At 35.2% G+C, this 24,574-nt stretch carries 14 protein-coding genes and 2 tRNA genes; 11 read left to right on the forward strand and 5 right to left on the reverse strand.

The window, feature by feature from the left end:
* Positions 1-51: 51 nt before the first annotated feature.
* Entirely contained in the window at positions 52-2,709 is a 2,658-nt protein-coding gene (locus tag ACQ65V_RS07085; RefSeq protein WP_430467380.1) for an AsmA-like C-terminal region-containing protein, read from the reverse strand.
* A gap of 98 nt (positions 2,710-2,807) precedes the next feature.
* Entirely contained in the window at positions 2,808-3,512 is a 705-nt protein-coding gene (locus ACQ65V_RS07090; protein ID WP_430467381.1) for a queuosine precursor transporter, read from the reverse strand.
* 71 nt (positions 3,513-3,583) lie between these two features.
* Here ACQ65V_RS07090 and folK point away from each other — a divergent pair, with 71 nt between their 5' ends.
* The gene (folK, locus tag ACQ65V_RS07095; RefSeq protein ID WP_430467382.1) at positions 3,584-4,714 is read left to right on the forward strand and encodes a 2-amino-4-hydroxy-6-hydroxymethyldihydropteridine diphosphokinase; all 1,131 of its coding nucleotides are present in this window, start codon (positions 3,584-3,586) and stop codon (positions 4,712-4,714) included.
* Positions 4,715-4,718: 4 nt separating this feature from the next.
* On the opposite strand, the gene ACQ65V_RS07100 is transcribed toward folK, so the two are convergent.
* The 3 genes from ACQ65V_RS07100 to ACQ65V_RS07110 form a co-directional block, all read right to left on the reverse strand.
* Positions 4,719-5,336 (reverse strand): class I SAM-dependent methyltransferase, encoded by a 618-nt coding sequence (locus tag ACQ65V_RS07100; RefSeq protein WP_430467383.1) that lies wholly within the window; start codon positions 5,334-5,336, stop codon positions 4,719-4,721.
* A 34-nt stretch (positions 5,337-5,370) separates the two neighbouring features.
* The gene (locus ACQ65V_RS07105) at positions 5,371-5,943 is read right to left on the reverse strand and encodes a hypothetical protein (protein WP_430467384.1); all 573 of its coding nucleotides are present in this window, start codon (positions 5,941-5,943) and stop codon (positions 5,371-5,373) included.
* Positions 5,944-6,082: 139 nt separating this feature from the next.
* The gene (locus ACQ65V_RS07110) at positions 6,083-6,616 is read right to left on the reverse strand and encodes an RNA methyltransferase (RefSeq protein ID WP_430467385.1); all 534 of its coding nucleotides are present in this window, start codon (positions 6,614-6,616) and stop codon (positions 6,083-6,085) included.
* Positions 6,617-6,828: 212 nt separating this feature from the next.
* On the opposite strand from ACQ65V_RS07110, the gene mutS reads away from it, so the two are divergent.
* From mutS to ACQ65V_RS07160, 10 genes are all read left to right on the forward strand, one after another.
* Positions 6,829-9,441 (forward strand): DNA mismatch repair protein MutS, encoded by a 2,613-nt coding sequence (gene mutS, locus ACQ65V_RS07115; RefSeq protein ID WP_273289022.1) that lies wholly within the window; start codon positions 6,829-6,831, stop codon positions 9,439-9,441.
* Positions 9,442-9,538: 97 nt separating this feature from the next.
* Positions 9,539-9,610: transfer RNA gene (locus ACQ65V_RS07120), tRNA-Gly, on the forward strand.
* Positions 9,611-9,653: 43 nt separating this feature from the next.
* Positions 9,654-9,738 (forward strand) — tRNA-Leu (locus ACQ65V_RS07125).
* A gap of 325 nt (positions 9,739-10,063) precedes the next feature.
* Positions 10,064-12,316 (forward strand): T9SS type A sorting domain-containing protein, encoded by a 2,253-nt coding sequence (locus tag ACQ65V_RS07130; protein WP_430467386.1) that lies wholly within the window; start codon positions 10,064-10,066, stop codon positions 12,314-12,316.
* Positions 12,317-12,515: 199 nt separating this feature from the next.
* Complete coding sequence (locus ACQ65V_RS07135) at positions 12,516-15,320, forward strand: triple tyrosine motif-containing protein (protein ID WP_430467387.1); 2,805 nt, start codon at positions 12,516-12,518, stop codon at positions 15,318-15,320.
* 235 nt (positions 15,321-15,555) lie between these two features.
* Positions 15,556-18,573 carry a SusC/RagA family TonB-linked outer membrane protein gene (locus ACQ65V_RS07140; RefSeq protein ID WP_430467388.1) on the forward strand — a complete coding sequence of 1,006 codons (3,018 nt, stop codon included), beginning with the start codon at positions 15,556-15,558 and terminating at the stop codon, positions 18,571-18,573.
* Between the two features lie 7 nt (positions 18,574-18,580).
* Positions 18,581-20,044, forward strand: coding sequence for a RagB/SusD family nutrient uptake outer membrane protein (locus tag ACQ65V_RS07145; protein WP_155090184.1), 1,464 nt, complete (start codon positions 18,581-18,583; stop codon positions 20,042-20,044).
* A gap of 11 nt (positions 20,045-20,055) precedes the next feature.
* Complete coding sequence (locus ACQ65V_RS07150; RefSeq protein ID WP_430467389.1) at positions 20,056-22,107, forward strand: PKD domain-containing protein; 2,052 nt, start codon at positions 20,056-20,058, stop codon at positions 22,105-22,107.
* Positions 22,108-22,137: 30 nt separating this feature from the next.
* Entirely contained in the window at positions 22,138-23,052 is a 915-nt protein-coding gene (locus ACQ65V_RS07155) for a glucan endo-1,3-beta-D-glucosidase (protein WP_412561702.1), read from the forward strand.
* Between the two features lie 14 nt (positions 23,053-23,066).
* Positions 23,067-24,455, forward strand: a complete 1,389-nt coding sequence (locus ACQ65V_RS07160; protein WP_430467390.1) for a glycoside hydrolase family 16 protein — start codon at positions 23,067-23,069, stop codon at positions 24,453-24,455.
* The last annotated feature ends 119 nt before the right edge of the window (positions 24,456-24,574 follow it).

Below are 24,574 nucleotides of genomic sequence, written 5' to 3' on the forward strand. Positions count from 1 at the left end.
TGGCTAATTATTAACAAATTTTGGCAAAAATGTATGGTTTTTGCGTAAAAATCAATTGTTTTTTGTCGAATCTTGGGCTTTTTTGTCTTTTGATTTTTTCTTTCCACCGAACAAATCGCCTATGGCATCTTTTACGCCCTCCTTAATTTTATCCTTTGGATCTGTTTTACTGCTATCTGTTTTTACAGTTGTAGAATCTGTTTTTGTAGTGTTTGAATTTCCACCCAGAACTCCGCCTAACAAGTCGTTGATTTTGTCCTTGCCTTTGCCAATTAGTTTTTGCTTTTCAATTTCAATGAGTTGCTTGGTTAAATTAGAAACTCCACTCGTTAAATCTGTTGAAATATTTGGACTGGAAACACTACCATTAATATTTGCCGTAACAGGAATGGAAATGTTATTCACCTCTGGGTCATTGATTTTTCCGATTAAGCGGTTGACTTCACTACCTAAATACTTTGCTGGGACTTGAAACACAACATCATATTGTAAATTATTAGAAAATGTGTGTGTACCCGAAACTTCTATAGGAATGTCCTTGTAGTTTATGGTAAATGGTTTTACTGAAACCAAACCATTCTCAAAATTTAGTTTGGTGGCAATATTTTTCTGAAGATTTTGAAGGTCTAAAAAATCTAACTTATTATCCAAACCAGCTAATAAAGGACTTTTTGAAACATCAATATTGGAAGTTAGTATTTCAGCTAATGCGTTTCCTGAAATGGTGCTTAAATCTGGTGAGAAGTTTTCGTCTAAAAATCCGCTAATATCAATGGTAGAGTTCAATTTGCCTTGGAGAACTTTAGCGATTGGCGCCAGTGCTTTCAGCATTTCCAAATCTGTAAAGGACTGGGAGATATCAAACTGTTGCATGGCGAGTTTCATATCAAATTTTGGTTTAGCCTCTTTTGTTGAAACGTTACCAGAAATTCCCAACTGACCATTGAACAAATCCGTGGTCATATTAATGAGATTAGCATTTTGATCTTTTATGCGCATCTGTCCTTTTACATTCTTCAAATTAAGATTGTCGTAAATGACGGTATTGGCATTTGCGGTAATGGTGCAATCCAAAAACTCAGGAATCTTCAGTGATTCTCCATCAGATGTTGTTTTGTTTGATGTTTCTGAAGCCGTTTCATCTTCAACCATAAAATCTGAAATGGCAAACGTATTACTATTGACGTTAAAATTTCCTTGTAATTTTTTATCGCTCAATAAGAATCCAAGCAGATTATTAATGGTTCCTGTTGCTGAAAGATCACTTTTTCCTGTTAAGGCGTCAAAACTGTTAAGGCTCACCGTTCCTGGTTTAAAGGTTAATTCTGCCTTGTTGATTTGAATAGGGTTTACAATATCTTCCGACGAAAAAATAAAATCCGTAATCGATACGCTTCCGTTGTTTTTAATACGTTGGTAAGCGTTGGTTTCAATAGCATCCATATCAAAGGAGGTGTTCAGTTTTCCTTTTAGGATACCACTTAATTGATTTTCTATGTCAATAGGATATGCTTTTGTGACATTCGCCAGATTTAGCACACCGTCTAGATTGGCATTAACCAGCATATTGCCAGTGAGGTTTTTAATATGAGCTTCAGACTTAAAGACATCTTGGTCAATTTTAAAATCCAAGGTATTGATGTCTACATAGGTGTCATCAGCATTTCCAGAGGTGTTCTTTACGGAAGCATCAATCATAATATTGGTGACACTTTTCGGCAAATCAGGATACTTAAATGACGCATTGTTAGAGCGCATGTTTATATCTAAAGTAGGAATGGTCTCTTCTGAAATTAATCCTTTGATTATTCCATTTACCGTAAAGTTTCCAGTGGTATTGACGTTTTCTATGTTCTTGGAATATGTTTCTGGTATAACCGCTAAAAAGGACTTAAAAGACGATTCAGGATTTTTAAAACTAATATCTATTTGCTGGCCACCTTCCACATTTTGCACAAAACCTTGAAACTCTAACGGCAAAGCGTTAATAAAGCCTTTGTTCTCTTTAAAGGTATATTTTTCTTGCTCTAAATCGAGATCAATTAAAGCGTCTAGTTTAATAATATTGTTGGTAAGATATTCTACACTATCAATAGACATAGTGATTTTAGCTTCGGTATTGGTGTCTAATTCCGAGAGTTCTCCCGAAAAAATGCCTTTTCCGGTATGGTTAATTTCCGTGGCATATATGTTTGTATCGGATTGCTCATCTATATAGGTGAACGCACTATTATTGATTTCGTAATTTTCTATATCAAAACTAAAACCAGTTGAGGTTGTGTCAGATGCAACAGTTGTGCTTTCTTTCTTTTTTACGATATCGTAATTGGTGGTTCCGTTTTTATTGGTCTTTATGGTTAAGAGCATTTCGTCTGCAATAATTTCATTGACCGTCAAGGGCTCTTCGGTACCTTTAAATAATTGACCGATAGGCATTTCAAAAGAAAGGGATTTCGCTGTAGCTAAAGTTTCGTCCTTAAAAGGTGCTCTGTTGGTGATTTTTAAATTTTCAACACTGACCTCAGCTTTTGGAAAACTACTTATGAGGCTTAAACTGATGTCGTCAAAACTTAAATCTGCATCAAGATTCTCATCTGCATAATTTTGAACGATGGTATCAATTTTAGATTCCAGTACAAAAGGAATTGCGATAAGAATTGCAACAAAAATGAGTAAAATAATTCCAATTATTTTGAAAATTTTCTTCATGGCGAAAAGTTATAGCTTGTTTAATAGTTACGCAAAAATCCTTAGAAAAGTTGCTTTCATGGTTAAGTTTAAGAAGAATTTAATGTTTTAGATAACTCTTATAGTAAACTTATTTCCTCATTTACCTTTAGCTTAAAACGTTTTCTGAAGAGATAAACTCCAAGATATAGAAAAGGGGTGTCCAAAGCTGCCACCAAGACTTTAAATAAAAAACCACTGATTAATAAGCCTTTGAAATTAACCCAATCAATAATGCCGAACGAGCACAATAAGAAAATGATAGTAAACGTGTCAACAAATTGGGAAAACCAAGTGGAGAAATTGTTACGTAACCATAAGTGTTTACCCTTGGTAAGACGTTTCCAAAAATGATAGATTTGAATGTCCACAAATTGTGCAAATAAATAGGTAAGCATACTGGCAAAAACAGCAATGGCAGAATTGCCAAAAACGGTATTAAACATCTCGTCACCCACATAAGACCAAGAGGTTGCTGGTACCTGAGAGCCTGTATAGATTATTAATAGTGAAAAAAGTGACGCAAAAATTCCAACAATCACAACATCATTGGCGCGCTTTTTTCCATAAATCTCACTGATTAAATCCGTTATGAGAAAGGTTATTGGATACGGTAAGATACCAACTGAAATTTCAAACAATTTACTGCCAAAAATTTCAACATCTACAGGATACCAATAAAAAAACTTTTGAAAAATTAAGTTAGAAACGACTAAGGATGTAATAAAAAGCGCACCAAGCAAGAGGTAAATACGTTGTGCTAAAAGTTTGTCTTTTATTGGCATTAAAAATGGTTGATAAAATGTTGTTGTAAAGATAATCTATTAATATTTCTTTTAGTTATTTTGCTAATTCCATGACATCAACTAAATCCGTTTACATAGCATTAGGAAGTAACAAAGGCAATAAATTGCAGTATCTGCAATCTGCTATTGATGCTATTTTTAAAACGGTAGGTGCCGTAAAAAGGATTTCTAAAGTTTACGAAACACCAGCATTAGGATTTGATGGGGATGATTTCTACAATACCTGTATTAAGGTTGAGACGGAGTTAAAACCAAAAAAGCTTTTAAAAACACTCAAGGATATTGAAAAGGTATTAGGTCGTTCTAATAAGAAATCAGACAAATATGAATCTAGAGAGATAGATTTAGATATTCTGTTTTATGGTGATGAGATGATTGAGGAAAAGGCTTTGGTCATTCCACACCCAGAATTACACAAGCGTAAGTTTGTATTAAAACCATTGCAGGACATTGCTAAGGATTTTCAGCATCCTGAATTAAATAAATCAGTTGAAGATTTACTGATTGAATGTAATGATGAATCAGAGATTGAACCTATTAATATTTGGTTAAAGGACCCAAAAAAAACATACAATTTTAGCGACTATAATTTTATAGCCATTGAAGGAAATATTGGTGCTGGTAAAACCAGTTTGGCGACAAAAATCTCGCAAGATTTTAATGCAAAGTTGATATTAGAGCGTTTTGCGGACAACCCGTTCCTTCCCAAATTCTACAAGGAACCAGAGCGCTATGCTTTTACTTTGGAAATGTCTTTTTTGGCGGATCGTTATCAGCAAATCAGCGATGATTTGTCGCAATTGGATTTATTCAAGGATTTTATGGTCAGTGATTACGATGTGCACAAATCGCTGGTATTCTCAAAGGTCACTTTGCCAGAAGATGAATTTAGATTATACCGTAAATTATTCTATCAGGTATATAAGGATATAGCGAGGCCAGATTTGTATGTCTACCTCTATCAAAACACAGAACGATTACAAGCTAATATTAAAAAGCGTGGCCGTAAGTACGAGAAGGAAATACAAGATGAATACCTCGATAAAATCAACTCTGGTTACCTCGAATTCTTAAAATCACAAACAGACCTTAATATTAAAATCATTGATGTTTCGGAAAAGGATTTTGTGAAAAACCGTGCGGATTATCTGTGGTTGCTTAATGAAATTGGTAGCCAGTAGCCAGTCAGGATAATCTATAAAGTGTTGTTACAATTCTACCTTTGCCAATATCCAAAATGACTTCGTTCAAGACTTTGTCGTCTAAAATTTTCAACTTAAAAGGCTCAGCCAATACATCCACACCACTATGTTGTTTTAAGCGAATCCCTTGACCAGAAATAATGTCTTTATTGGGTATAAATTCCCCATCGGGAAGGTGTTCCGTCAATATTATGTATTTGTAGTTTTTTAGCTTGTTTACAATTTGTTGAATTTCTTTGTTGGATAAATGTTGAAGCACTTGCCTTAAGATGACGCAATCGGCATTTGGTAATTCGTCCTTGGCAATATCCAAACATTGAAACGTTAGGTTTTCTGCTATAAACTGTGTCCTATTTCTCTCAATGAGACTTTCCACAATATCAACTCCTATATATTTTTTGGTGAAAGGGATAAGGTGTTTCCCAATATTAAAATCACCACATCCCAAATCACAAACGGTCAGTTGATTATTTTTAGACTTCAAAAAATCAATAACAACGTCTAAATAAGGGTTTATGGTGTTTGGATCGTGAGAACCTATACCAGAATAGAAATCATATTCTTTTCCGCCCCAAAGATGCTTTTCATAGATCTGTTCCATTACGGCTTTTGATGGCCAGGGTATTTTTTTAAAATTATTCAAGTGTTAAGCTAAACCAATTGTCAGTATCGAATTTATATGACTTCTCAGGACTTCCGCTCACTAAGCTTAAACTGCCGCAGCCATCTTTAGAGGTGGTTGGTAAAGCAAGAATATTTTCAGGGTCATGAGCATACATAAGCCCTAAGGCAATCGTTAGTTTACCATTTTTAAAAAGAGACTTGTTAAATATAAATTCGGTTTCGCCCGTTTTGCCCATAGCCATAGTATTCGCTATCCATCCATTTTTCTGATAAAAATGGATTCTTTTTTCAACGGTTTCGTTCGAAGTGTCTGTTTCTCTCATATCCCATTCGAAAGTTTCGTTTTTCTGCCAATTGCCTTCAGGTAGTTTCTTATATAATGCATCTCCCAAAGCAGCCGATGAGTGATATACGCTTATAGTATCATTTGAGCAAATACAAATACTTGCTACGTATAGTTCTTCAGAATCAATTGAAAAGTATACGAAATCATCGAGAGTTTTATAGCTGAAATTGGTTTTATTGCTTTTTGAGATGTTGTTCATTGCAAGTGTATCAATATTTCCATCTATAGTTGCTACCATATCTGATAGATTCGTTTGTGCCAAACAACTAGTCAGGATTGAGTATATTAATATTGTAAAGATGCTTTTCACTACTGAAATCGTATTTAAAATAAAAATAAATAATCCTATCGTATTAGATTAAGTAGATAACATTAGTTTAACAACTAAGTTTAGAAAACACATCCCAAACCACAACACCACAACTCACTGAGATATTCAAAGAATGTTTAGTACCATACTGCGGAATTTCAATAACTACATCGCTTGCATCAACCACATCTTGAGCCACACCTTTTACTTCATTCCCAAGTACAAAAGCATATTTGGTATTGGGATGAGGTTTAAAATCATTTAGCATCGTCGCGTTTTCGGCTTGCTCAATACTTGCGATTTTAATATTTTTAGCTTTTAATTTTTTAACGACTTCTAAAGTATTTTCAGCATATTCCCAATCCACCGTTTCTGTGCTACCTAGAGCGGTTTTACGAATGTCGTTATGAGGTGGCTGTGCTGTAATGCCACAGAGATAAATCTTTTCAATCAAAAACGCATCACTGGTTCTAAATACAGAACCAATATTGTTTAAACTTCTAATATTATCTAGAATTATAATGATAGGCGATTTCTCAGCGTCTTTAAATTCTGAAACTTCTAATCGGTCTAATTCTTCGTTTTTTAGTTTTCTTTTCATAATGTATCTGTCATTGCGAGGACGAAGGACGTGGCAATCTTTTCAAATCAAGAGATTATTTCGCTTCATTGCATTTCACTCGTAATGACGTTTCAATTTTTGTTTTAATGTTATCAACACCTGTAGATAACTTATAGCTTTCAGGCTTCAATAAACCTCAAATTATAAGTAAATTAGCGAACTTTCAATTTCAACAAAAATACACAAATCTCTTGGCTAAAAAGGCAAAAAAAGAAACACCATTAATGAAGCAGTACAATGCCATAAAGGCAAAGTATCCTGATGCGTTATTGTTATTTAGAGTTGGTGATTTTTATGAAACCTTTGGTAGTGATGCCGTTAAAGCATCCAAGATTTTAGATATAATCCTAACTAAGCGTGGTGCTGGTAGTGAAAGTGAAACAGAATTGGCTGGGTTTCCGCATCACTCATTGAACACCTATTTGCCAAAATTGGTGAGAGCTGGTGAGCGAGTTGCCATTTGCGATCAGTTAGAAGATCCAAAACAGACCAAGAAAATCGTAAAACGTGGTGTCACGGAACTGGTAACACCTGGTGTGGCATTGAATGATGATATATTGCATTCAAAATCCAATAACTTTCTATGCGCTGTTCATTTTGATAAAAAATATATCGGAGTTTCTTTCTTGGATATTTCTACAGGTGAGTTTTTAACCTCTCAAGGTTATGCTGAATATGTGGACAAACTACTTCAGAATTTTAACCCAAGTGAAGTCCTCATTGCAAAACAATGCCGAAAGGAATTTACGGAGACCTTTGGTAGCGATTTTCATACTTTTTATATAGAAGATTGGGTATTTCAAGCTGATTATGCACACGAAACATTAACCAAACATTTCAATACAAAAACCCTGAAAGGCTTTGGGATTGAAGATTTATATGAAGGTATTATAGCTTCTGGTGTAGTACTTCATTATTTAAGCGAAACGCGACATAATAAACTAGATCACATTGCAACGATTTCAAGGATTGCGACTGACGATTATGTGTGGATGGATAAGTTTACCATCCGAAATTTAGAGCTTTATCATTCTACAAATGCTAATGCAGTTACGCTAATCAATGTCATCGATAAAACCATTTCCGCAATGGGAGGTCGAACATTGAAGCGTTGGTTGGCTTTACCGCTAAAACATGCTGATAAGATTAAACAACGTCACGAAGTAGTTCAATTTTTGTTGAATAATGAAGTAGTACTGCAAAAGATTCAAGGACATATTAAACACATTGGTGATATAGAACGGTTAATATCTAAGATCGCCACCACTAAGGTAAGTCCTCGTGAGGTGATTCAGTTGAAAAACTCTCTCGAAGCCATTGTACCTATTAAGTCCATGGCTGAAAATTGCAATAATGAAGCCTTAAAAGTTTTAGGAGCCAATCTCAACAATTGCGATTTATTACGAGAAAAGATTAAGCAGACACTAAATGAAGAAGCACCAGTTAATATCTTAAAAGGAAGTACCATTGCCGAAGGTTTTTCTCGAGAACTGGATGAGTTGAGAGGATTGTCAAAATCAGGAAAGGACTATCTCGATAATATGCTGAAGCGTGAAAGTGAGCGTACAGGAATTACCTCTCTGAAAATAGCCTCTAATAATGTATTTGGGTATTATATTGAAGTTAGAAATTCGCATAAGGATAAAGTTCCAGAAGGATGGATACGAAAACAAACTTTAGTGAATGCAGAGCGTTACATCACTGAAGAGCTTAAAGAATACGAAGCAAAAATTCTAGGCGCTGAAGAACGTATACTGGCCATCGAACAGCAGCTCTTTGCTGAATTGGTAACTTGGATGCATCAGTTTATAGTTCAAGTGCAACAAAATGCACAATTGATTGGTCAATTAGATTGTCTTTGTGGTTTTGCGAGTTTGGCAAAATCCAACAACTATAATTATCCAACGATAGATGACAGCTGTGACCTTGAAATTATAGATGGTCGTCATCCCGTTATAGAGAAACAATTGCCTTTAGGTGAAGCTTATATAGCCAATGATGTGTTTTTAGATAGGGAAACGCAACAAATCATAATGATTACGGGTCCAAATATGTCTGGTAAGTCGGCTATTTTAAGGCAAACGGCGTTAATTGTACTATTGGCACAAATAGGCAGTTTTGTACCAGCAAAAGAAGCTAGAATTGGTTTGGTCGATAAGATTTTCACCCGTGTGGGCGCCAGTGATAATATCTCAATGGGCGAATCTACCTTTATGGTAGAAATGAATGAAACGGCATCTATTCTAAACAACATTTCAGAACGAAGTTTGGTACTATTAGATGAAATAGGTCGTGGGACAAGTACTTATGATGGTATCTCCATCGCTTGGGCAATCAGTGAATATTTGCATGAGCATCCTGCAAAACCGAAGACACTTTTTGCGACGCATTACCACGAGCTCAATGAAATGACTGAGACTTTCTCACGCATTAAGAATTTCAATGTTTCGGTAAAAGAGTTAAAAGACAATGTGCTTTTTGTACGTAAGTTGGTTGAAGGAGGTAGTGAACATAGTTTTGGTATTCATGTCGCAAAAATGGCAGGTATGCCGCAACAAGTGATACGACGTGCTAATAAAATATTGTCGAAATTAGAAAAGTCACATTCTAGTGAAGAACTTACGGATAAGGTAAAATCCCTCAAGGATGATATGCAATTGAGCTTCTTTAATTTAGATGATCCTTTGTTAGAGGAAATTAAAGATGAGATTTTGCATATAGATATTGATACACTTACACCTGTTGAGGCATTGATGAAACTCAATGAAATTAAGCGTATGTTGGTAAAGAAAAAGCAAGCTTAGTTAAGTTTAATTTATTTTAAAAAAATCTTTGCATTTATAAGAAATAGTTTAAATTTGCATCCGCTTTTATAGCGAAAAAGTTCTTTAAAAACACTACGCGAAAGTAGCTCAGGGGTAGAGCATCACCTTGCCAAGGTGAGGGTCGCGGGTTCAAATCCCGTCTTTCGCTCTATACAATATATACCAATTAAGTTGCAGTCTGCAACTGGGATGCTGAAGTGGTGGAATTGGTAGACACGTTGGACTTAAAATCCAATGGCCATTATGGCCGTGCGGGTTCAAGTCCCGCCTTCAGTACTGATAAAAAGCCGAAACGAAAGTTTCGGCTTTTTTGATTTTATGATTATCGGAAAGTTGGATTTAAAACGGTAGGTATTTAAGATTGAAAATCAGTGTTTTTACTTCTGTATAGATGCAAACCTTTTGTGGTAAATAATTGACTTTTAGACGATAATCGTAAATTTGCATAGTTTATCAAATATTTTTTTATTAATTTCATAAAGGTTTTTTTACCCTTTTTAGTAATTGGTTAACATAAAATTACTACCCTCAATTTTCTACTCCTTGTTCCGGGCATTTAATAGGTTATGGTCATTATAATCAACCATAATAATGCTTTATCATGAAATTGAATTTCATCTTTTCATTTTTCACAATCGTCTTGATTTTTCCATTAATTAATGAATCTTCTATAAACCTAAAGCAAAAAAGCAAGGATAAGCCTAGATTAAAAACCGAAGATTTAAGAAGGGTAAATGAATTTACCAGCCAAGGACAATTGCGTCTATCGTTATATGAAAGTAGTGCGTTAGCTAATAATGAGTCGGCTACAGATGCGTTATTAATTTTATTTGACACCGAAGGTAATAACGCTATTGACGCTAATGATGCACTGCATATTCCCAATTTAGACGAAAATTTTGCGACTAATAATAACGGGATTTTATTAAGTGTTGAAAATAGAAATACTCCACAGGATGGAGAGGAAATCCAATTAGAAGTTAACACTTACAGGAACACCAATTATACAATTGTAGCAGAAGGCATAGCTATGCAATGCGCAACGGCATTCTTATTTGATAACTATACTAATATATCTACTGAGATACCGCAAAGTGGTACGGTTAACTATAGCTATTCTATTACTTCTGGTACACCTGCTTCTATTGCCAATGATCGCTTTGAGGTAGTCTTTGCCTCCAGTCCTTTGCAAATTACTTGGAATGGTTCTGCCTCTAACAACTGGAACGATCCAAATAACTGGACACCAAACCAAGTACCAGATTTTTGTTCGGAAATAACAATTCCAGTAACAGGAACTTTACCCATATTATCTGGTGATAAAACCATTACAGATTTAAACATTCATAGTGGAGCAAATTTAATCGTTTCTACAGGAGCAACTCTAAACATAGATGGTGATTTAAATATGTATTCTGAATCAGATTCATACTCTGGTTTAATTCTAAAAGGCACAATAGCTGTTTCAGGAACCTCTAAATACCATAGATATACCAATTCGGAACTGAATGGTAATGATTTGATTGCCCCTCCATTATCAGGACAAAGCTGGACTTCTTTTCTAACTAACGACAATAATTATAATTCAGATGTTCTATTAAGTAATGGAGAAGCTCAACCAAATACAACCTATCTATTCGGTCCGTTTGAAAAAGGCAATACAGATGACTATTTGCTATACAACTACAACACTTCAACAACTTTATCTTCTGGTACGGGTTACAGAGTAGGAACAAATACGTCATTAGATGAAGGTTTAGGAGAGGCCTTGGTTTTTACTGGGTCAATTGTAACGGGTTCTATTACTGCATCTATTGAAAATGATTTTACGGGCGATTTTCCGGAGTGGAACCTCATAGGAAATCCTTATCCTTCGTATATAGATGTTAACACATTTTTGAATCATATAGGGTCTGTCTCTGGAGTATCAAACCTTAGTTTGTTGGATGAGGATACTGCAGCTATTTATGGTTATGATGCAAATAATACAGACGGATCAGGAAGTAATTGGACGATTACAAATTTGGTGGATGGACCAACTCTAATAGCTCCAGGACAAGGCTTTTTTGTATCGTCAAATTCATCATCTGCTGATTTGGAGTTTACACCAAATATGCAGACTGTGGGTAATTCAGATGACTTTATAATAGGTAGAACATCAAGTGATGTAAATTTTATTAAAATAAGGCTGAGTACAGCTTCTGATAGTTGTTTAGCATCTGTTTTTTTTCATGATAGCGCAAGCTTAGGTTTAGACAGAGGGTTTGATGCATCTGTTTTTGGTGGTAATGTTCCAGAATTTGCTTTGTATTCCCATTTGGTTGAAGACAATGAAGGTGTTCCAATGGCTATACAAACAGTTAATTCTAGTAATCTTTCAGGTGTGGTAATTCCATTAGGAGTAAATGTAAATCAGGGAGCGCAACTAACCTTTAGTATTGCTGATATGTCATTGCCAGCTTCTGTTAATGTTTATCTTGATGATATGGTTGCAAATACGTCAACTTTGTTAATCAATAATGACTATGTGATGTTACCTACAGCTGCAACCTCTGGGACCGGACGTTTCTTCTTGAGAATATCTGAAGGTGCATTATCAACTACTGGAAATAATTTACATACTCTGAATATTTTCGTTTTAAATAGTTCTAAAGAATTAATAGTTAGTGGCCGGTTACAAGAAAACACACAATTAGATTTATACGATATCCAGGGCAGGAAGGTGCTTGCAACTGAGCTTAATTCATCTATTATTGAGAATCGCATAAATATAGCTTCACTTAGTGGAGGTATTTATATTGTAAATCTTCAGTACGAGACAGGACAAAAATCAAAAAAAGTTGTTATTAAATAAAACCCAATCTATTTTTTTACTTTTCTAATTACAAGATAATTCAGTTTAATTTCACCCTATACTATCTAATGCTCTTAACACTACATTATGTCTAAAGTCCTTTTATTTATCTATATTAGTACCTTAACAAGTTAGTTATTAATATATCTATTGTTCTTTTTTGAATTATGAAAAGGGCAACTCACTTAAAGAATTAGTAATGGGTGTAATAAATAAAATTCTTTGTTTTTTATTGTGCTTGTTTGGACTAACTGTCCATGGTCAAGAAATTCCACCAATACAGATTTTTACACCGCAAGATTATGCTGCAGAAGACCAGAATTGGTCTATATCCCAAACCGAAAACAGTTTTATTTACATTGCGAATAATGCAGGTTTGTTAGAATACAATGGTGCGTCCTGGGAATTGTATCGATCACCAAATGATGATATTTTGAGATCTGTTAAATCTGTAGGTGACCGAATTTACACGGGTGGTTACATGGACTTTGGGTACTGGAACAAAAACCAATACGGGACACTTGTTTATACTTCACTTACAAAACAAAATAACATTAGCGTTAAAGAAGACGAGGAATTTTGGGGTATAATAAATCTCGAAGACTACGTATTGTTTCAATCTTTTGAACGTATTTATATCTATAATATAACTGATAAAAGTTTCGAAATTGTTGATTCTAAAACAAGAATTAATAAAATATTTGAAGTCAATGGCGCTGTCTATTTTCAAAAAATTGAGGATGGCATTTTCAAAATTGAGAACGGTAAATCTCAATTGGTTGTTTCATCACCAAAAATAAATAATGTTGAGTTGGTTAATATTTGCCAGTTAGAAAACGGGTTGATGCTGCAAACCAAAGATAATGGGTTTTATATCTATAACAATGGTGAAATAAGCCAATGGCAGACAATTACCGATGACATACTTTCAGGTTATAGCTTATATAGCAGTGTCAGGTTAAAAGATGGAAATTTTGTTCTCGGAACAATTTCTAACGGAATTTTGGTGTTGGATAAAGATGGTGACTTATTACAGAAAATTGATCAGAAAGATGGACTAAGTAATAATACAGTGCTTTCAATTAATGAGGATAAAAATGGAAACATTTGGTTGGGATTAGATAATGGTGTCAATGTTATAAATTTAGATTCTCCCTATAGAGTTTATAAAGATAAACAAGGCGCTTTAGGAACTGTATATACTTCAGAAAAAGTAGATGACCATTTATATCTCGGAACCAATCAAGGTCTGTTTTATAAAAAGCTAAATTCAGATGACAGATTCGAACTTATAGGAGGAACTCAAGGGCAAGTATGGACTTTAGATGTTAAAAATGGAACTTTGTTTTGTGGCCATGATCAAGGGACTTTTATCATAGAGCAAAATAGAGCGACAAAGATTTCAAGTATAAGAGGAACTTGGATTATAAAGTCCATTGAAAATAGATCGGACTTGCTGTTGCAAGGTACCTATAAGGGACTTAATGTTCTAGAGCTTGTTAATGGGCAATGGAGGTACAGAAATAAAATTGAAGGCTTTGATATATCTTCAAGATTCATAGAATTTTCAGGTTTAAACGAAGTATTGGTTAATCACGAATACAAAGGGGTTTACAAATTGACTATTGATAATGATTTTAGGAGGGTTCTAGACTACAAGAAACTCTCAATTGAACACGGAATAAAATCTAGCTTAACAGAGTATGACAATTCAATTCTATATTGTTATAGAGAGGGAGTGTTTAGTTTTAATAAAGATTCAGATACCTTCATAAAAGATTCAATTTTAAGCGATTTATTTACGGGCGACAAATATTTGTCAGGTAAATTGATATATGAAGAAGAGCATAATAGATTATGGGGCTTTACAAAGGATAAAATACTATATGTAGAGCCAGGTATACTTTCTAATGAACCAGAGGCCAATATCATCGAAATATCTGAAGATATGCGAAAAATTAAAACGGGTTTCGAAAACATATTACCTATAAGCGATGAAGAATATCTATTCGGTAATAAGGAAGGTTATATAACGGTAAATATTAACACCCAAAGACCTGAATCTTTTAACATTTATTTGAATGGCGCATCCTATACTTCTCTTCATAATGAATTTGCTCCTATAGATTATAGTGAGCCAATTAACCTAGAAAACAAGTACAACAGTGTTCATTTTAGTTACAGCGCTCCATATTATAATAAACTTTCCATAACCAAATACCAATACAAATTGGTAGGTATATATGACGATTGGAGTGATTGGTCCACCGATTCTGAAGTGCTATTTGAAAATTTACCTCATGGAGACTATGAACTTAAAGTTAGGGCAAAAGCAGGTACGGTTTCTGCGGCTAATACCTTGTCTTACAGCTTTTCGATAGATAAACCTTGGTATTTAAAACCAATAGCTATAATAGCTTATGTTTTGGTGTTTTTGTTATTTGTGTTTTTAGTTCAATTTTTCAATAAGAGGTATTATAAAAGACAACAACAAAGGGTCATAGAAAAAAAAGAAAGAGAGTTAGAATTAGAGCAACTTGAGAATCAACGTCAATTAATGGAGTTTAAAAACCAAAATCTTCAGTTAGATATTGATAATAAAAATAGAGAACTCGGTACAGCTACTATGAATTTAGTAAAGCGTAATGAACTACTTAATAATATAAAGGAAAAACTATCTAAAAGTAAATCTTTGGATGAGGTTAGGGGTGTTATCAAAATGATAAACTCAAGTTTAAATAACACCAGTGATTGGAAGTTGTTTGAAGAAGCCTTTAACAATGTAGATAAAGACTTTATGAGAAAAGTTAAATCCTTGCATCCTTCAATCACTTCGAATGACCTGAGGTTATGTGCTTATTTAAGATTGAATTTGTCTTCAAAGGAAATAGCCCCTTTATTGAATATCTCCCATAAAAGTGTCGAAGTAAAACGCTATCGATTAAGAAAAAAGATGGGATTAGACCACGAACAAAGCCTTGCTAACTACATTTTAGAACTATAACACCTATACAGTTCCTGTTAACACCTATACATTACCTATACAAATAGATTTGCAGCTTGTATTTTTACTTAGAACTCATTAATTTTTGAATAGTGAAAGTCATGAATTCATTGGCTTTTATTGCGATATTAATAAGAATAACTAACTTTTTTTGTATTGTATGTTTTTTGTATAGTCTTTTTTTGAGGATTCCTTAGTCTTATATTGTAAGTTGCATCATCTAAATATTTAATCGATGAAAATAAAACTTTTTACGCTCTTAGCTTTTGTGTTTTCAATTGCAATACATGGGCAAAATGTAAACGTTACGGGCACGGTTACAGAGGCTTCTACAGGACAACCACTTCCGGGAGTTAATGTTTTGTTGAAAGACACCTCTAGAGGAGTATCTACTGATTTTGATGGAAACTTTACTTTTAATGATGTGCCCCTAAATTCAGTTTTAGTAATTTCTTATCTTGGATTTGTATCCCAAGAAGTTACCATAACAAATAATCAACCGATTAATATTGCGCTTCAAGAGGATACCGAATCTTTGAACGAAGTTGTAGTAATAGGTTATGGTACACAAAAGAAAAAGGAAATTACAGGTGCTGTTTCTGTAGTTTCTAGTGAAACCATTGAAACTTTAAAGCCAACAAGAATAGAGCAAGCCTTACAAGGGCAAGTTGCAGGTGTTAATATTGTATCCAATTCTGGTTCGCCTGGTGCGTCTTCTACCATTAGTATTAGAGGGATTTCAACCAATGGTGATAACAGACCATTAATATTGGTAGACGGAACGGTAGTGGAGGATTTGAGTGTAATCAATCCTAATGATATAGAGTCTGTAAATGTTTTAAAAGATGCAACGGCAGGTATCTATGGTGTGAGAGCGGCAAACGGTGTAATACTTATTACTACAAAATCTGGTAGAAAAGAAATGCCACTAACCATTGAATATAATGCCTATGGTGGAGTTCAGGAAACAACAAGAAAACTGCCAATGCTCAATGCAACAGAATATGCATTGTTATTGAACGAAGCTTTTGCTGCAAATGGCGAGAGTTTACCATTTCCAGATGTTTCTAGTTTAGGTCAAGGCACAGATTGGCAAGATCAGGTTTTTCAAAATGCACCAATTTTCAGTAACGCCTTAACTCTTAAGGGTGGTGGTAAAGAATCAACTTATGCTTTTGGTAGTTCCTTCCTAACTCAAGATGGTATAGTTGGTGGTAATAAAGCAAAGTTTACCAGATTAACAAAGCGATTGAGCTATGGATTAGATTTCTTAGAGAACTTTAAGTTAAACTCGGGTATTACTTGGACGCACACTGTAAGAAGAACACTTCCTGAAACAGGTATTGGTTCAGTGTTGTTTAATGCACTTAATATGGCGCCAACAATTAGACCTAATGAAGCAGCTGAAAATCTTGGGTTTGAAGTTGTAAACCCAAATAAACAAATCGATAACACCTATAATAGAGGATTAGTAGATAAGATTAACGGAAATATAAACCTATCATATAACTTCTTAGAAAACTTTACGGCTCAGGCTAGTTATCAATTCAACTATGCACAAACAACAGGAAGAACATTTTCACCAATTGTAGATTATGGTATTCAAGGTACTGTTGATAAGGTATTTGATATTGAGCGTAACCAGGTTGTAGAGAGTAGAAACTATTTTAGAGACTATACGTTTGATGCTTTTATTAAGTATGAAAACAGTTTCAACGACGCTCATAACCTAAATGTGCTTTTGGGTACATCTGTATTTAAGACTACAGGGAACTTCACAGGTTCTGTAGGATTTGAAATTCCAGATAACTACGTTGGAAACGCTACAATAGAAAATTCAACAGGTGTTCAGAATATTGTTCCATTTGAGTCAACATTTGACTCTAGACTTTTGTCTTACTTTGCCAGATTACAATATGATTATAAAGGAAAGTACTTGTTGTCTGCCGTTGTAAGACGAGATGGATCAAGTAACTTCGGTCCTCAAAACAAGTTTGGTATTTTCCCATCAGGCTCAATAGGCTGGATTGCTTCAGAAGAAGCATTTCTCGAAGATAGTTCACTTATTAATTTTTTAAAGTTCAGAGCTTCCTATGGTATATTAGGTAATGATAGGATTGGTTCATTTAGATTCGTTTCTCTGTTAACAGGAGAAGGAGCATATGTGTTTGACGATGTATTGACTTTTGGTACAACACCAGGCGCTATAGCTAACCCACAAATTAAATGGGAAAAGCAAAAAACATTTGACGTAGGTTTAGATGTGCGTTTTTGGGATAACAGGTTCGACTTAACAGTAGATTATTTCAAAAGAAGAACAGAGGATTTATTAGTGTCTCCTCCAGTATCCGGAATTTTAGGTGCGGCAGCACCAGGTTCTGGTTCACCTTTCATTAACGCTGGTATAGTTGAAAACAAAGGTTTTGAATTTGCTATTGGTTATACAGAAGAATTGAGTGATAATTTTAAAATGAATCTTAAGTATAACCTAACAATGTTAGATAATAATGTCATCTCAGTAAGTAGTTCTGGTGATTTTATTCCAGGAGGTGCATTTGGTATAGGGCAAGATCCACCTGCAAGAATGGAAGCTGGTCAACCTATAGGTTATTTTAGAGGTTTTAGAACCAATGGGATTTTCCAAAATCAGGCACAAATAGATAATTCGCCAGTTCTTAATAACAACACACAACCAGGTGATTTAATATTTGTGGATATAAATGGTGATGGTGTTATAAATGATGATGACAGAACTAATATTGGTGATCCTATTCCTGATGCTACAATGGGTCTTAATCTTACATTTGATTATAAAAACTTCGATTTTGGTGCTTATGCATTCGCCTCAGTAGGTAATGACATTGTAAGGAATTACGAAAGAAACCTACCACGTACTAATAGAACAGTACAGTATTTAAACCGTTGGACGGGAGAAGGTACAAGTAATACGTTCCCAAGAGTAACAACTGGCGCAACTAACAATACGTTATTCTCAGACTTCTATGTAGAGGATGGTTCTTTTGTTCGATTACAGAATGTACAAATAGGGTATTCTATTTCGCCAGAAACGGCAGAAAAATGGGGAATACATAAATTGAGATTATATGTGTCCGCTAGTAATTTGGTCACATTAACTGAGTACAGTGGCTATGACCCAACGGCTTCTACAGGAGAGGCTATTGGCGGAGGTATAGATTACGGATTCTATCCTAATCCAAGAACATATTTAATAGGAATGAACTTAAAATTTTAAATAGACCATGAAAAATTTAAAAATCACATACATTTTTATTGCATTATTTATCATGGCTTCATGCAGTGATGATTTTGTAGATGTCGAATCAAATGCAGAAAACTCAGAAAACTTTTTCAATTCAGAAGAGGATTATCAAAATGCCTTAATAGCTGCATATGATTTATTGCAAACTACATACTTAAGTGTAATGTTGGGTGATATAGCGTCTGATAATACGCTAGCGGGTGGCGAAAACGCTAATGACGTCCCAGGCATTCAAGAAATTGATGATATGATTCATACACCAATTAATCAGCAATTAAGAGATATTTGGCAATGGATGTATGCGGGTGTTAATAGAGCTAATTACATAATGGAGTTTCAAGACAAAACTGACTTTGCTGGTAAGGAAGGCGTCTTGGCACAAACAAGATTTTTGAGAGCTTATTATTATTTTGAATTAGTAAAGTTTTTTGGAGATGTACCTTTTGCAGTAGATACAAGATTGCAATTTGGTGATCAATTTTCAATAAATAGAACACCTAAAGAAGAAATTTACTTGCAAATGGAGCAAGATTTAATGTTTGCGGCAGATAACCTTCCTTATGTGCAATCCCAAACAGGTAGAATAACTAAGGGTGCAGCTCAGGCTATGTTAGGTAAAGTATATCTATACCAAGATAAATTTACTGAAGCCGCAGCAGTTTTAGAAGATTTAATAGATAATGGACCTCATGATCTTATTACAGATTATAGCACCATGTTTGAAAACGATAATGAAAACAATATAGAATCCGTTTTCGAAGTACAATATACAGACGTAGAAGGTGCAGGTTTTGGGTGTTTTCAATGTAGTGAAGGTAATATAGCAGTAGGGTTTAATGGTATAAGAAATTATAACGGACCGCTTTTCGAATCAGGTTTTAGTTTTAATGTGCCTACTCAAGATGTGGTTGATGAGTTTGAAGAGGGAGATATGAGATTAGAGACTGCTATTTTGGATATCGATGCTTGGGCTGCAGAAACAGGTGCTACATTCAGTACTGGTTTTGAGCACACAGGATACTTCAATAGAAAATACATCTCTAGACAAGGGGATTTAAATACAGGTGATGCTAACTTAACAAATCCAAATAACTACAGAGCAATAAGGTTTGCAGATGTGCTATTAATGGCTGCAGAGGCTTTAAACAGAGGTGGTATAAGCGATTCTAGAGCACAGATGTACTTAAACAGAGTTAGAGAACGTGCTTTTGGAAATTCAGATAATAATGTTAGTGCTACAGGTAGCGCACTTACTGATGCGATTTATCATGAAAGAAGAGTAGAGTTAGTTGGTGAAGGACATCGCTTCTTCGATTTAGTAAGAACAGGAAGAGCAGCTTCAGAAATTAATGGTTTCCAATCAGGTAAGCATGAGTTGTTCCCTATTCCTTTAATAGAAATTCAGTTAGCTGGGAACCAGTGGGAACAAAATCCAGGATATTAAAAAAAAGTGATATGAAAAATATAAGATTAATTTTAGTTAGTTTTCTTCTTATAGCCTTTGTAGGTTGTGAAGAAGATGAACGTGGAACTCAATTTGTAGATAATGCAGATGCTCCAAGCGATGTATCTTTACAATTTAGAACTACCCAAGATAACTCTGGGTTAGTAACCATTACTCCTAACGCAGTAGGTGCTACACAATTCGAAATTGCACTTGGCGATGGAACAGGAAATACTATAAGTTTAGAGCCAGGCGAAAGTATTGACAATGTTTATGCAGAAGGTACCTATACAGTTGGTGTAACTGCGACAAGTATTAATGGCTTAATAACACAGGCTGAGCAACAATTAGTAGTGTCTTTTCAAGCTCCTCAAAATCTTGTGGTGACTATTGAAAATGATGCCGCAATATCAAAACAAGTAAACGTAACTGCAACCGCAGATTTTGCTATGAGTTATGATGTTTATTTTGGTGAGCCAGGCAATGATACTCCATTAAGTGCTAATATAGGTGAAGGAGTCTCATATATATACCAAGAAGCAGGCACTTATACCATTACAGTAATTGCAATGGGATCTGCAATTGAGACTACGACGTACACAGAAGAGTTTGAAGTAACAGCAATTGAAGCACCAGTGGCTTCAGCACCAACACCTCCAGCGAGAGCTGAGAGTGATGTTATAGCATTGTACACTGAAGCTTATATAGACATAGAAGGAACAGATTTTTTTCCTAATTGGGGCCAAGGTGATTGCTGCGGAAGTAGTTGGGGAACTTATGACCTAGATGGTGATGAAATGCTACAATACACAAATATTAGTTATCAAGGTAACCAATTGGCAGCACCAGTTGATGTTTCCGATATGGAATTCATACACCTAGACGTTTGGACTGCAGATGTCTTAGAAAGTATTGAGGTTTCACTTATTAGTGTTTCAAATGGAGAAAGACCTGTAGTTGTTGATTTGAATCCTAATGCTTGGACAAGCATAGATATTCCAATTTCAGATTTTACGGATCAAGGAGGTTTTACTGTAGCTGATATACATCAGATAAAATATGTAGGAGACCCTTTTAGTGGTGGCGGAACTGCGTTTATTGACAATATATATTTCTATAAGGAAGCTACAGGTGTTGTTACGGCAATGATTGAAGATTTTGAAGGTGCAGAACCTGCTTTTACAGTATTTGGTGATATTGCGCCTACTGAAGTTGTTGCGAACCCAGACGCATCCGGTGCTAATACAACGAGTACAGTTGCTAAGTTAACTAAGTCATCTGGTTCTCAGCCATGGGCAGGAACATTCTTTGAAACGGCTGCTCCTATTGATTTAGTGAGTTATGGAAAAATAAATGTAAAAACTTGGTCGCCAACTGCAGGTGCTGTTGTTAAACTAAAACTTGAAAATGCCGATGCTAGTATAACGCATGAAGTCGACCTCAATACAACTGTAACAAACCAATGGGAAAACTTGTTGTACGACTTTAGTGCTGCACCAATAGCAGATTACGTTAGGGTAGTTATATTCTTTGATTTTGGTAATGCAGGGGACGATTCAATGTATTTCTTTGATGAGATTGAATTAGTTAATGATTCTGGTGCAGGCTCATTAGGCTTTCAGGATTTTGAAGGTGATGCACCTGAATTCACAGTATTTGGTGATATAGAAGGAATCGAAATTTTGGCTAATCCAGATGTCTCAGGAGTTAATACAACAGCTACTGTTGCAAATTTAACGAAGACCTCTGGTTCTCAACCATGGGCAGGAGCATTCTTTGAAACGGCTACTCCTTTGGATTTTAACACATATTCTAAAATCAGCGTAAAAACCTGGGCACCAAATGCAGGCGGAGTTGTGAAATTAAAATTAGAAAATGCAGACGCAAGTATTACTCACGAAATAGATATCAATGCTTCAGTTGCCAATACATGGGAAGAATTAGTGTATGATTTCTCAGGTGCACCTGTAGCAGATTATGTTAGAGTCGTAATTTTCTTTGACTTTGGTAATCCTGGTGATGATTCAGAGTATTACTTTGATGAATTTACATTAACTAACTAAACATAGTCAAAAACATTAAAATATATAATTATGAAAAACTTAAAATATATAATGTACAGTATGGTAACTATGTTTTTATTAGTTACTGGTTGCCAAGAGGACGATGTAGAGTTTGGTGATATTGTTGCTCCATCCAATATTCAAATCGAAGTTGATATTGTTGGAGCTGATGCTGCCAACCCAAATGGAGACGGTAGTGGTGTAGTCAATTTTAGAGCAACAGCTAACAACGCTATATCGTACCAATATACTTATAATGGCGCAACATCTTCTGCTCCTAACGGAATGCAGACGTATAATTTTGCGACTTTAGGATTAAACACCTATACCGTGACCGTTGTGGCTTATGGTACAGGAGGTGCTTCATCAAGCCAAACGATTGACGTTGAGGTATTATCCCTATATGAGCCTCCTGCAGATTTAATTACAATGCTCACAAATGATAGCTCTAGAACATGGAGGATTAAAAGTGAAGCAAATAGTCATTTTGGTTTAGGCCCTGTTGGTGGTATATTCAATGAGTTTTTTGGAGCTCCACCATTTGACAAGGAAGGTGTAGGTATGTATGATGATCGTTATATCTTTAATGTAGATGGCACGTTTACTCATATCACTGATAATACTAATGATGAAGGTGGAGATGACCCTTCAGGAACTGTATTCGGACGTGAAGTGCTTATCAATGAGCTAAACGGACCTGGTGAAGGAGTTCAGAACGGCGCAGATATTGAAAACTATCCATATTCAGATTATACTGAACAATGGTTTATTACTGCTCCAGGTGGTGTCGAAACATTAAACTTAACAGGAATAGGATTTTTAGGCTATTATATTGGTGGAGATCATACGTATAAATTCGAAATGCGTTCTGCTAACGAAATGGTGTTAAGATCAACTGATGGAAATGGTCAATTTGATTGGGGATTTATCTTAATTGCAGAATAATCAGTAGTTAGAAGATGAGACTATTCAAGTTGAAAGCATATTCAATCTTATTTATAACGGTATCACTTTTGATATTGTGGAGTTGCTCCAGTGATAGTTCCGATGATGGTTCTGGAGGCAACACGCTGTCTAATTTAGTGGTGACTATTGATATTGTTGGTGCCAATACTGCTAACCCTAATGGTGATGGTTCTGGTGTGGTAAATGTTTCTGCAACAGCTACTAATGCGGTCAATTACGGATTTAAATTCGGAAGTGACGCAGAAGTACAAAATACCAGTGGTACCATTCAACACATCTTTACGGATGAAGGAACAAACACCTATATCGTAACGGTTAAAGCCTATTCAAGTAGTGGAGAATCTATTAGCGAGGTTGAAAGTTTCTCGGTTTACGTAGAAGAAGATACAACCGTTATTGTACCATCAAATCTTGTGGTAACTGCTACAATTGAAGGTGCAGATACTAATAACCCTTATGGTGATGGTTCTGGTGTTGTCAACTTTAATGCACAGGCAACAGATGCTGTGTCATATGGTTATATTATCGATGGAGGTAACGAAGTTCAGAGTGTAGATGGCACTTATCAATTCACTTTCAATAGTGTAGAAGGTATAGACAATCATGAAGTGACTGTAGTAGCTTACTCAAGTACAAATGACACTATAGACACGTCAGAAATACTTGCAGTATCTTATTATGTTGGAAATCCACCTGTTTGGGCCGACGAGTTTTTTCAAGATGGAGCTCCTAACAGCGAAAACTGGACCTATGACCTAGGTGCAGGAGGTTGGGGAAATAATGAAGAGCAGACCTATACCGACAATTCTACTAATGTAAAGGTTGAAGATGGACGTCTTAAAATTATTGCAAAAGCCAATGGCTCTAGCTATACCTCTTCGCGTTTAAAATCCATAGGACTTTTCGAATTTAAGTATGGTAGAGTTGATGTAAGGGCTAAACTACCTTCTTCGCAAGGGACATGGCCTGCAATTTGGATGATGGGAGCCAATTTCCCATCCGTGGGTTGGCCAAGATGTGGTGAGATTGATATTATGGAACAAACGGGTTGGGACAAAAGTAAGGTCTTAGGAACCTGCCATTGGTTCAATACATCAGATTCTAGTCATGCAAGCTATGGTTTAGAAACTAATGTGACTAACGCTTCATCTGAATTTCATGTGTATTCTTTAGAATGGGACGCTAGTAGCATAAGAATTTTTGTAGATGATGTGCAATACTTTGTGATGAATAGTAGTAGTTCTGCTATCCCGAGTTCACCATTTCAAGATGATTTTTTCATGATACTTAATGTGGCAATGGGAGGTACACTAGGTGGAACAATCGATCCTAATTTTACTGAAGATAGTATGGAGATTGATTATGTGAGACTTTATCAATAAAAAATATTGTTTTTTCATAAACCTTTTAATGAGTTGTGTTTACTAAAACAATATAAAGGTCGAGCTGTAGTTCGGCCTTTTAACTAAATGAAATCAAATTGCAATTAGTTCAATCAAAT

Source organism: Winogradskyella ouciana (assembly GCF_965284585.1).
Classification (GTDB): Bacteria; Bacteroidota; Bacteroidia; order Flavobacteriales; family Flavobacteriaceae; genus Winogradskyella; species Winogradskyella ouciana.

What these genes read in the sequence shown, in the direction of transcription:
- ACQ65V_RS07085 (WP_430467380.1), bottom strand. Translation starts at nt 2,709, where the DNA reads ATGAAGAAAATTTTCAAAATAATTGGAATTATTTTACTCATTTTTGTT.
- ACQ65V_RS07090 (WP_430467381.1), bottom strand. Translation starts at nt 3,512, where the DNA reads ATGCCAATAAAAGACAAACTTTTAGCACAACGTATTTACCTCTTGCTT.
- folK (WP_430467382.1), top strand. Translation starts at nt 3,584, where the DNA reads ATGACATCAACTAAATCCGTTTACATAGCATTAGGAAGTAACAAAGGC.
- ACQ65V_RS07100 (WP_430467383.1), bottom strand. Translation starts at nt 5,336, where the DNA reads ATGGAACAGATCTATGAAAAGCATCTTTGGGGCGGAAAAGAATATGAT.
- ACQ65V_RS07105 (WP_430467384.1), bottom strand. Translation starts at nt 5,943, where the DNA reads ATGGTAGCAACTATAGATGGAAATATTGATACACTTGCAATGAACAAC.
- ACQ65V_RS07110 (WP_430467385.1), bottom strand. Translation starts at nt 6,616, where the DNA reads ATGAAAAGAAAACTAAAAAACGAAGAATTAGACCGATTAGAAGTTTCA.
- ACQ65V_RS07130 (WP_430467386.1), top strand. Translation starts at nt 10,064, where the DNA reads ATGAAATTGAATTTCATCTTTTCATTTTTCACAATCGTCTTGATTTTT.
- ACQ65V_RS07135 (WP_430467387.1), top strand. Translation starts at nt 12,516, where the DNA reads ATGGGTGTAATAAATAAAATTCTTTGTTTTTTATTGTGCTTGTTTGGA.
- ACQ65V_RS07140 (WP_430467388.1), top strand. Translation starts at nt 15,556, where the DNA reads ATGAAAATAAAACTTTTTACGCTCTTAGCTTTTGTGTTTTCAATTGCA.
- ACQ65V_RS07145 (WP_155090184.1), top strand. Translation starts at nt 18,581, where the DNA reads ATGAAAAATTTAAAAATCACATACATTTTTATTGCATTATTTATCATG.
- ACQ65V_RS07150 (WP_430467389.1), top strand. Translation starts at nt 20,056, where the DNA reads ATGAAAAATATAAGATTAATTTTAGTTAGTTTTCTTCTTATAGCCTTT.
- ACQ65V_RS07155 (WP_412561702.1), top strand. Translation starts at nt 22,138, where the DNA reads ATGAAAAACTTAAAATATATAATGTACAGTATGGTAACTATGTTTTTA.
- ACQ65V_RS07160 (WP_430467390.1), top strand. Translation starts at nt 23,067, where the DNA reads ATGAGACTATTCAAGTTGAAAGCATATTCAATCTTATTTATAACGGTA.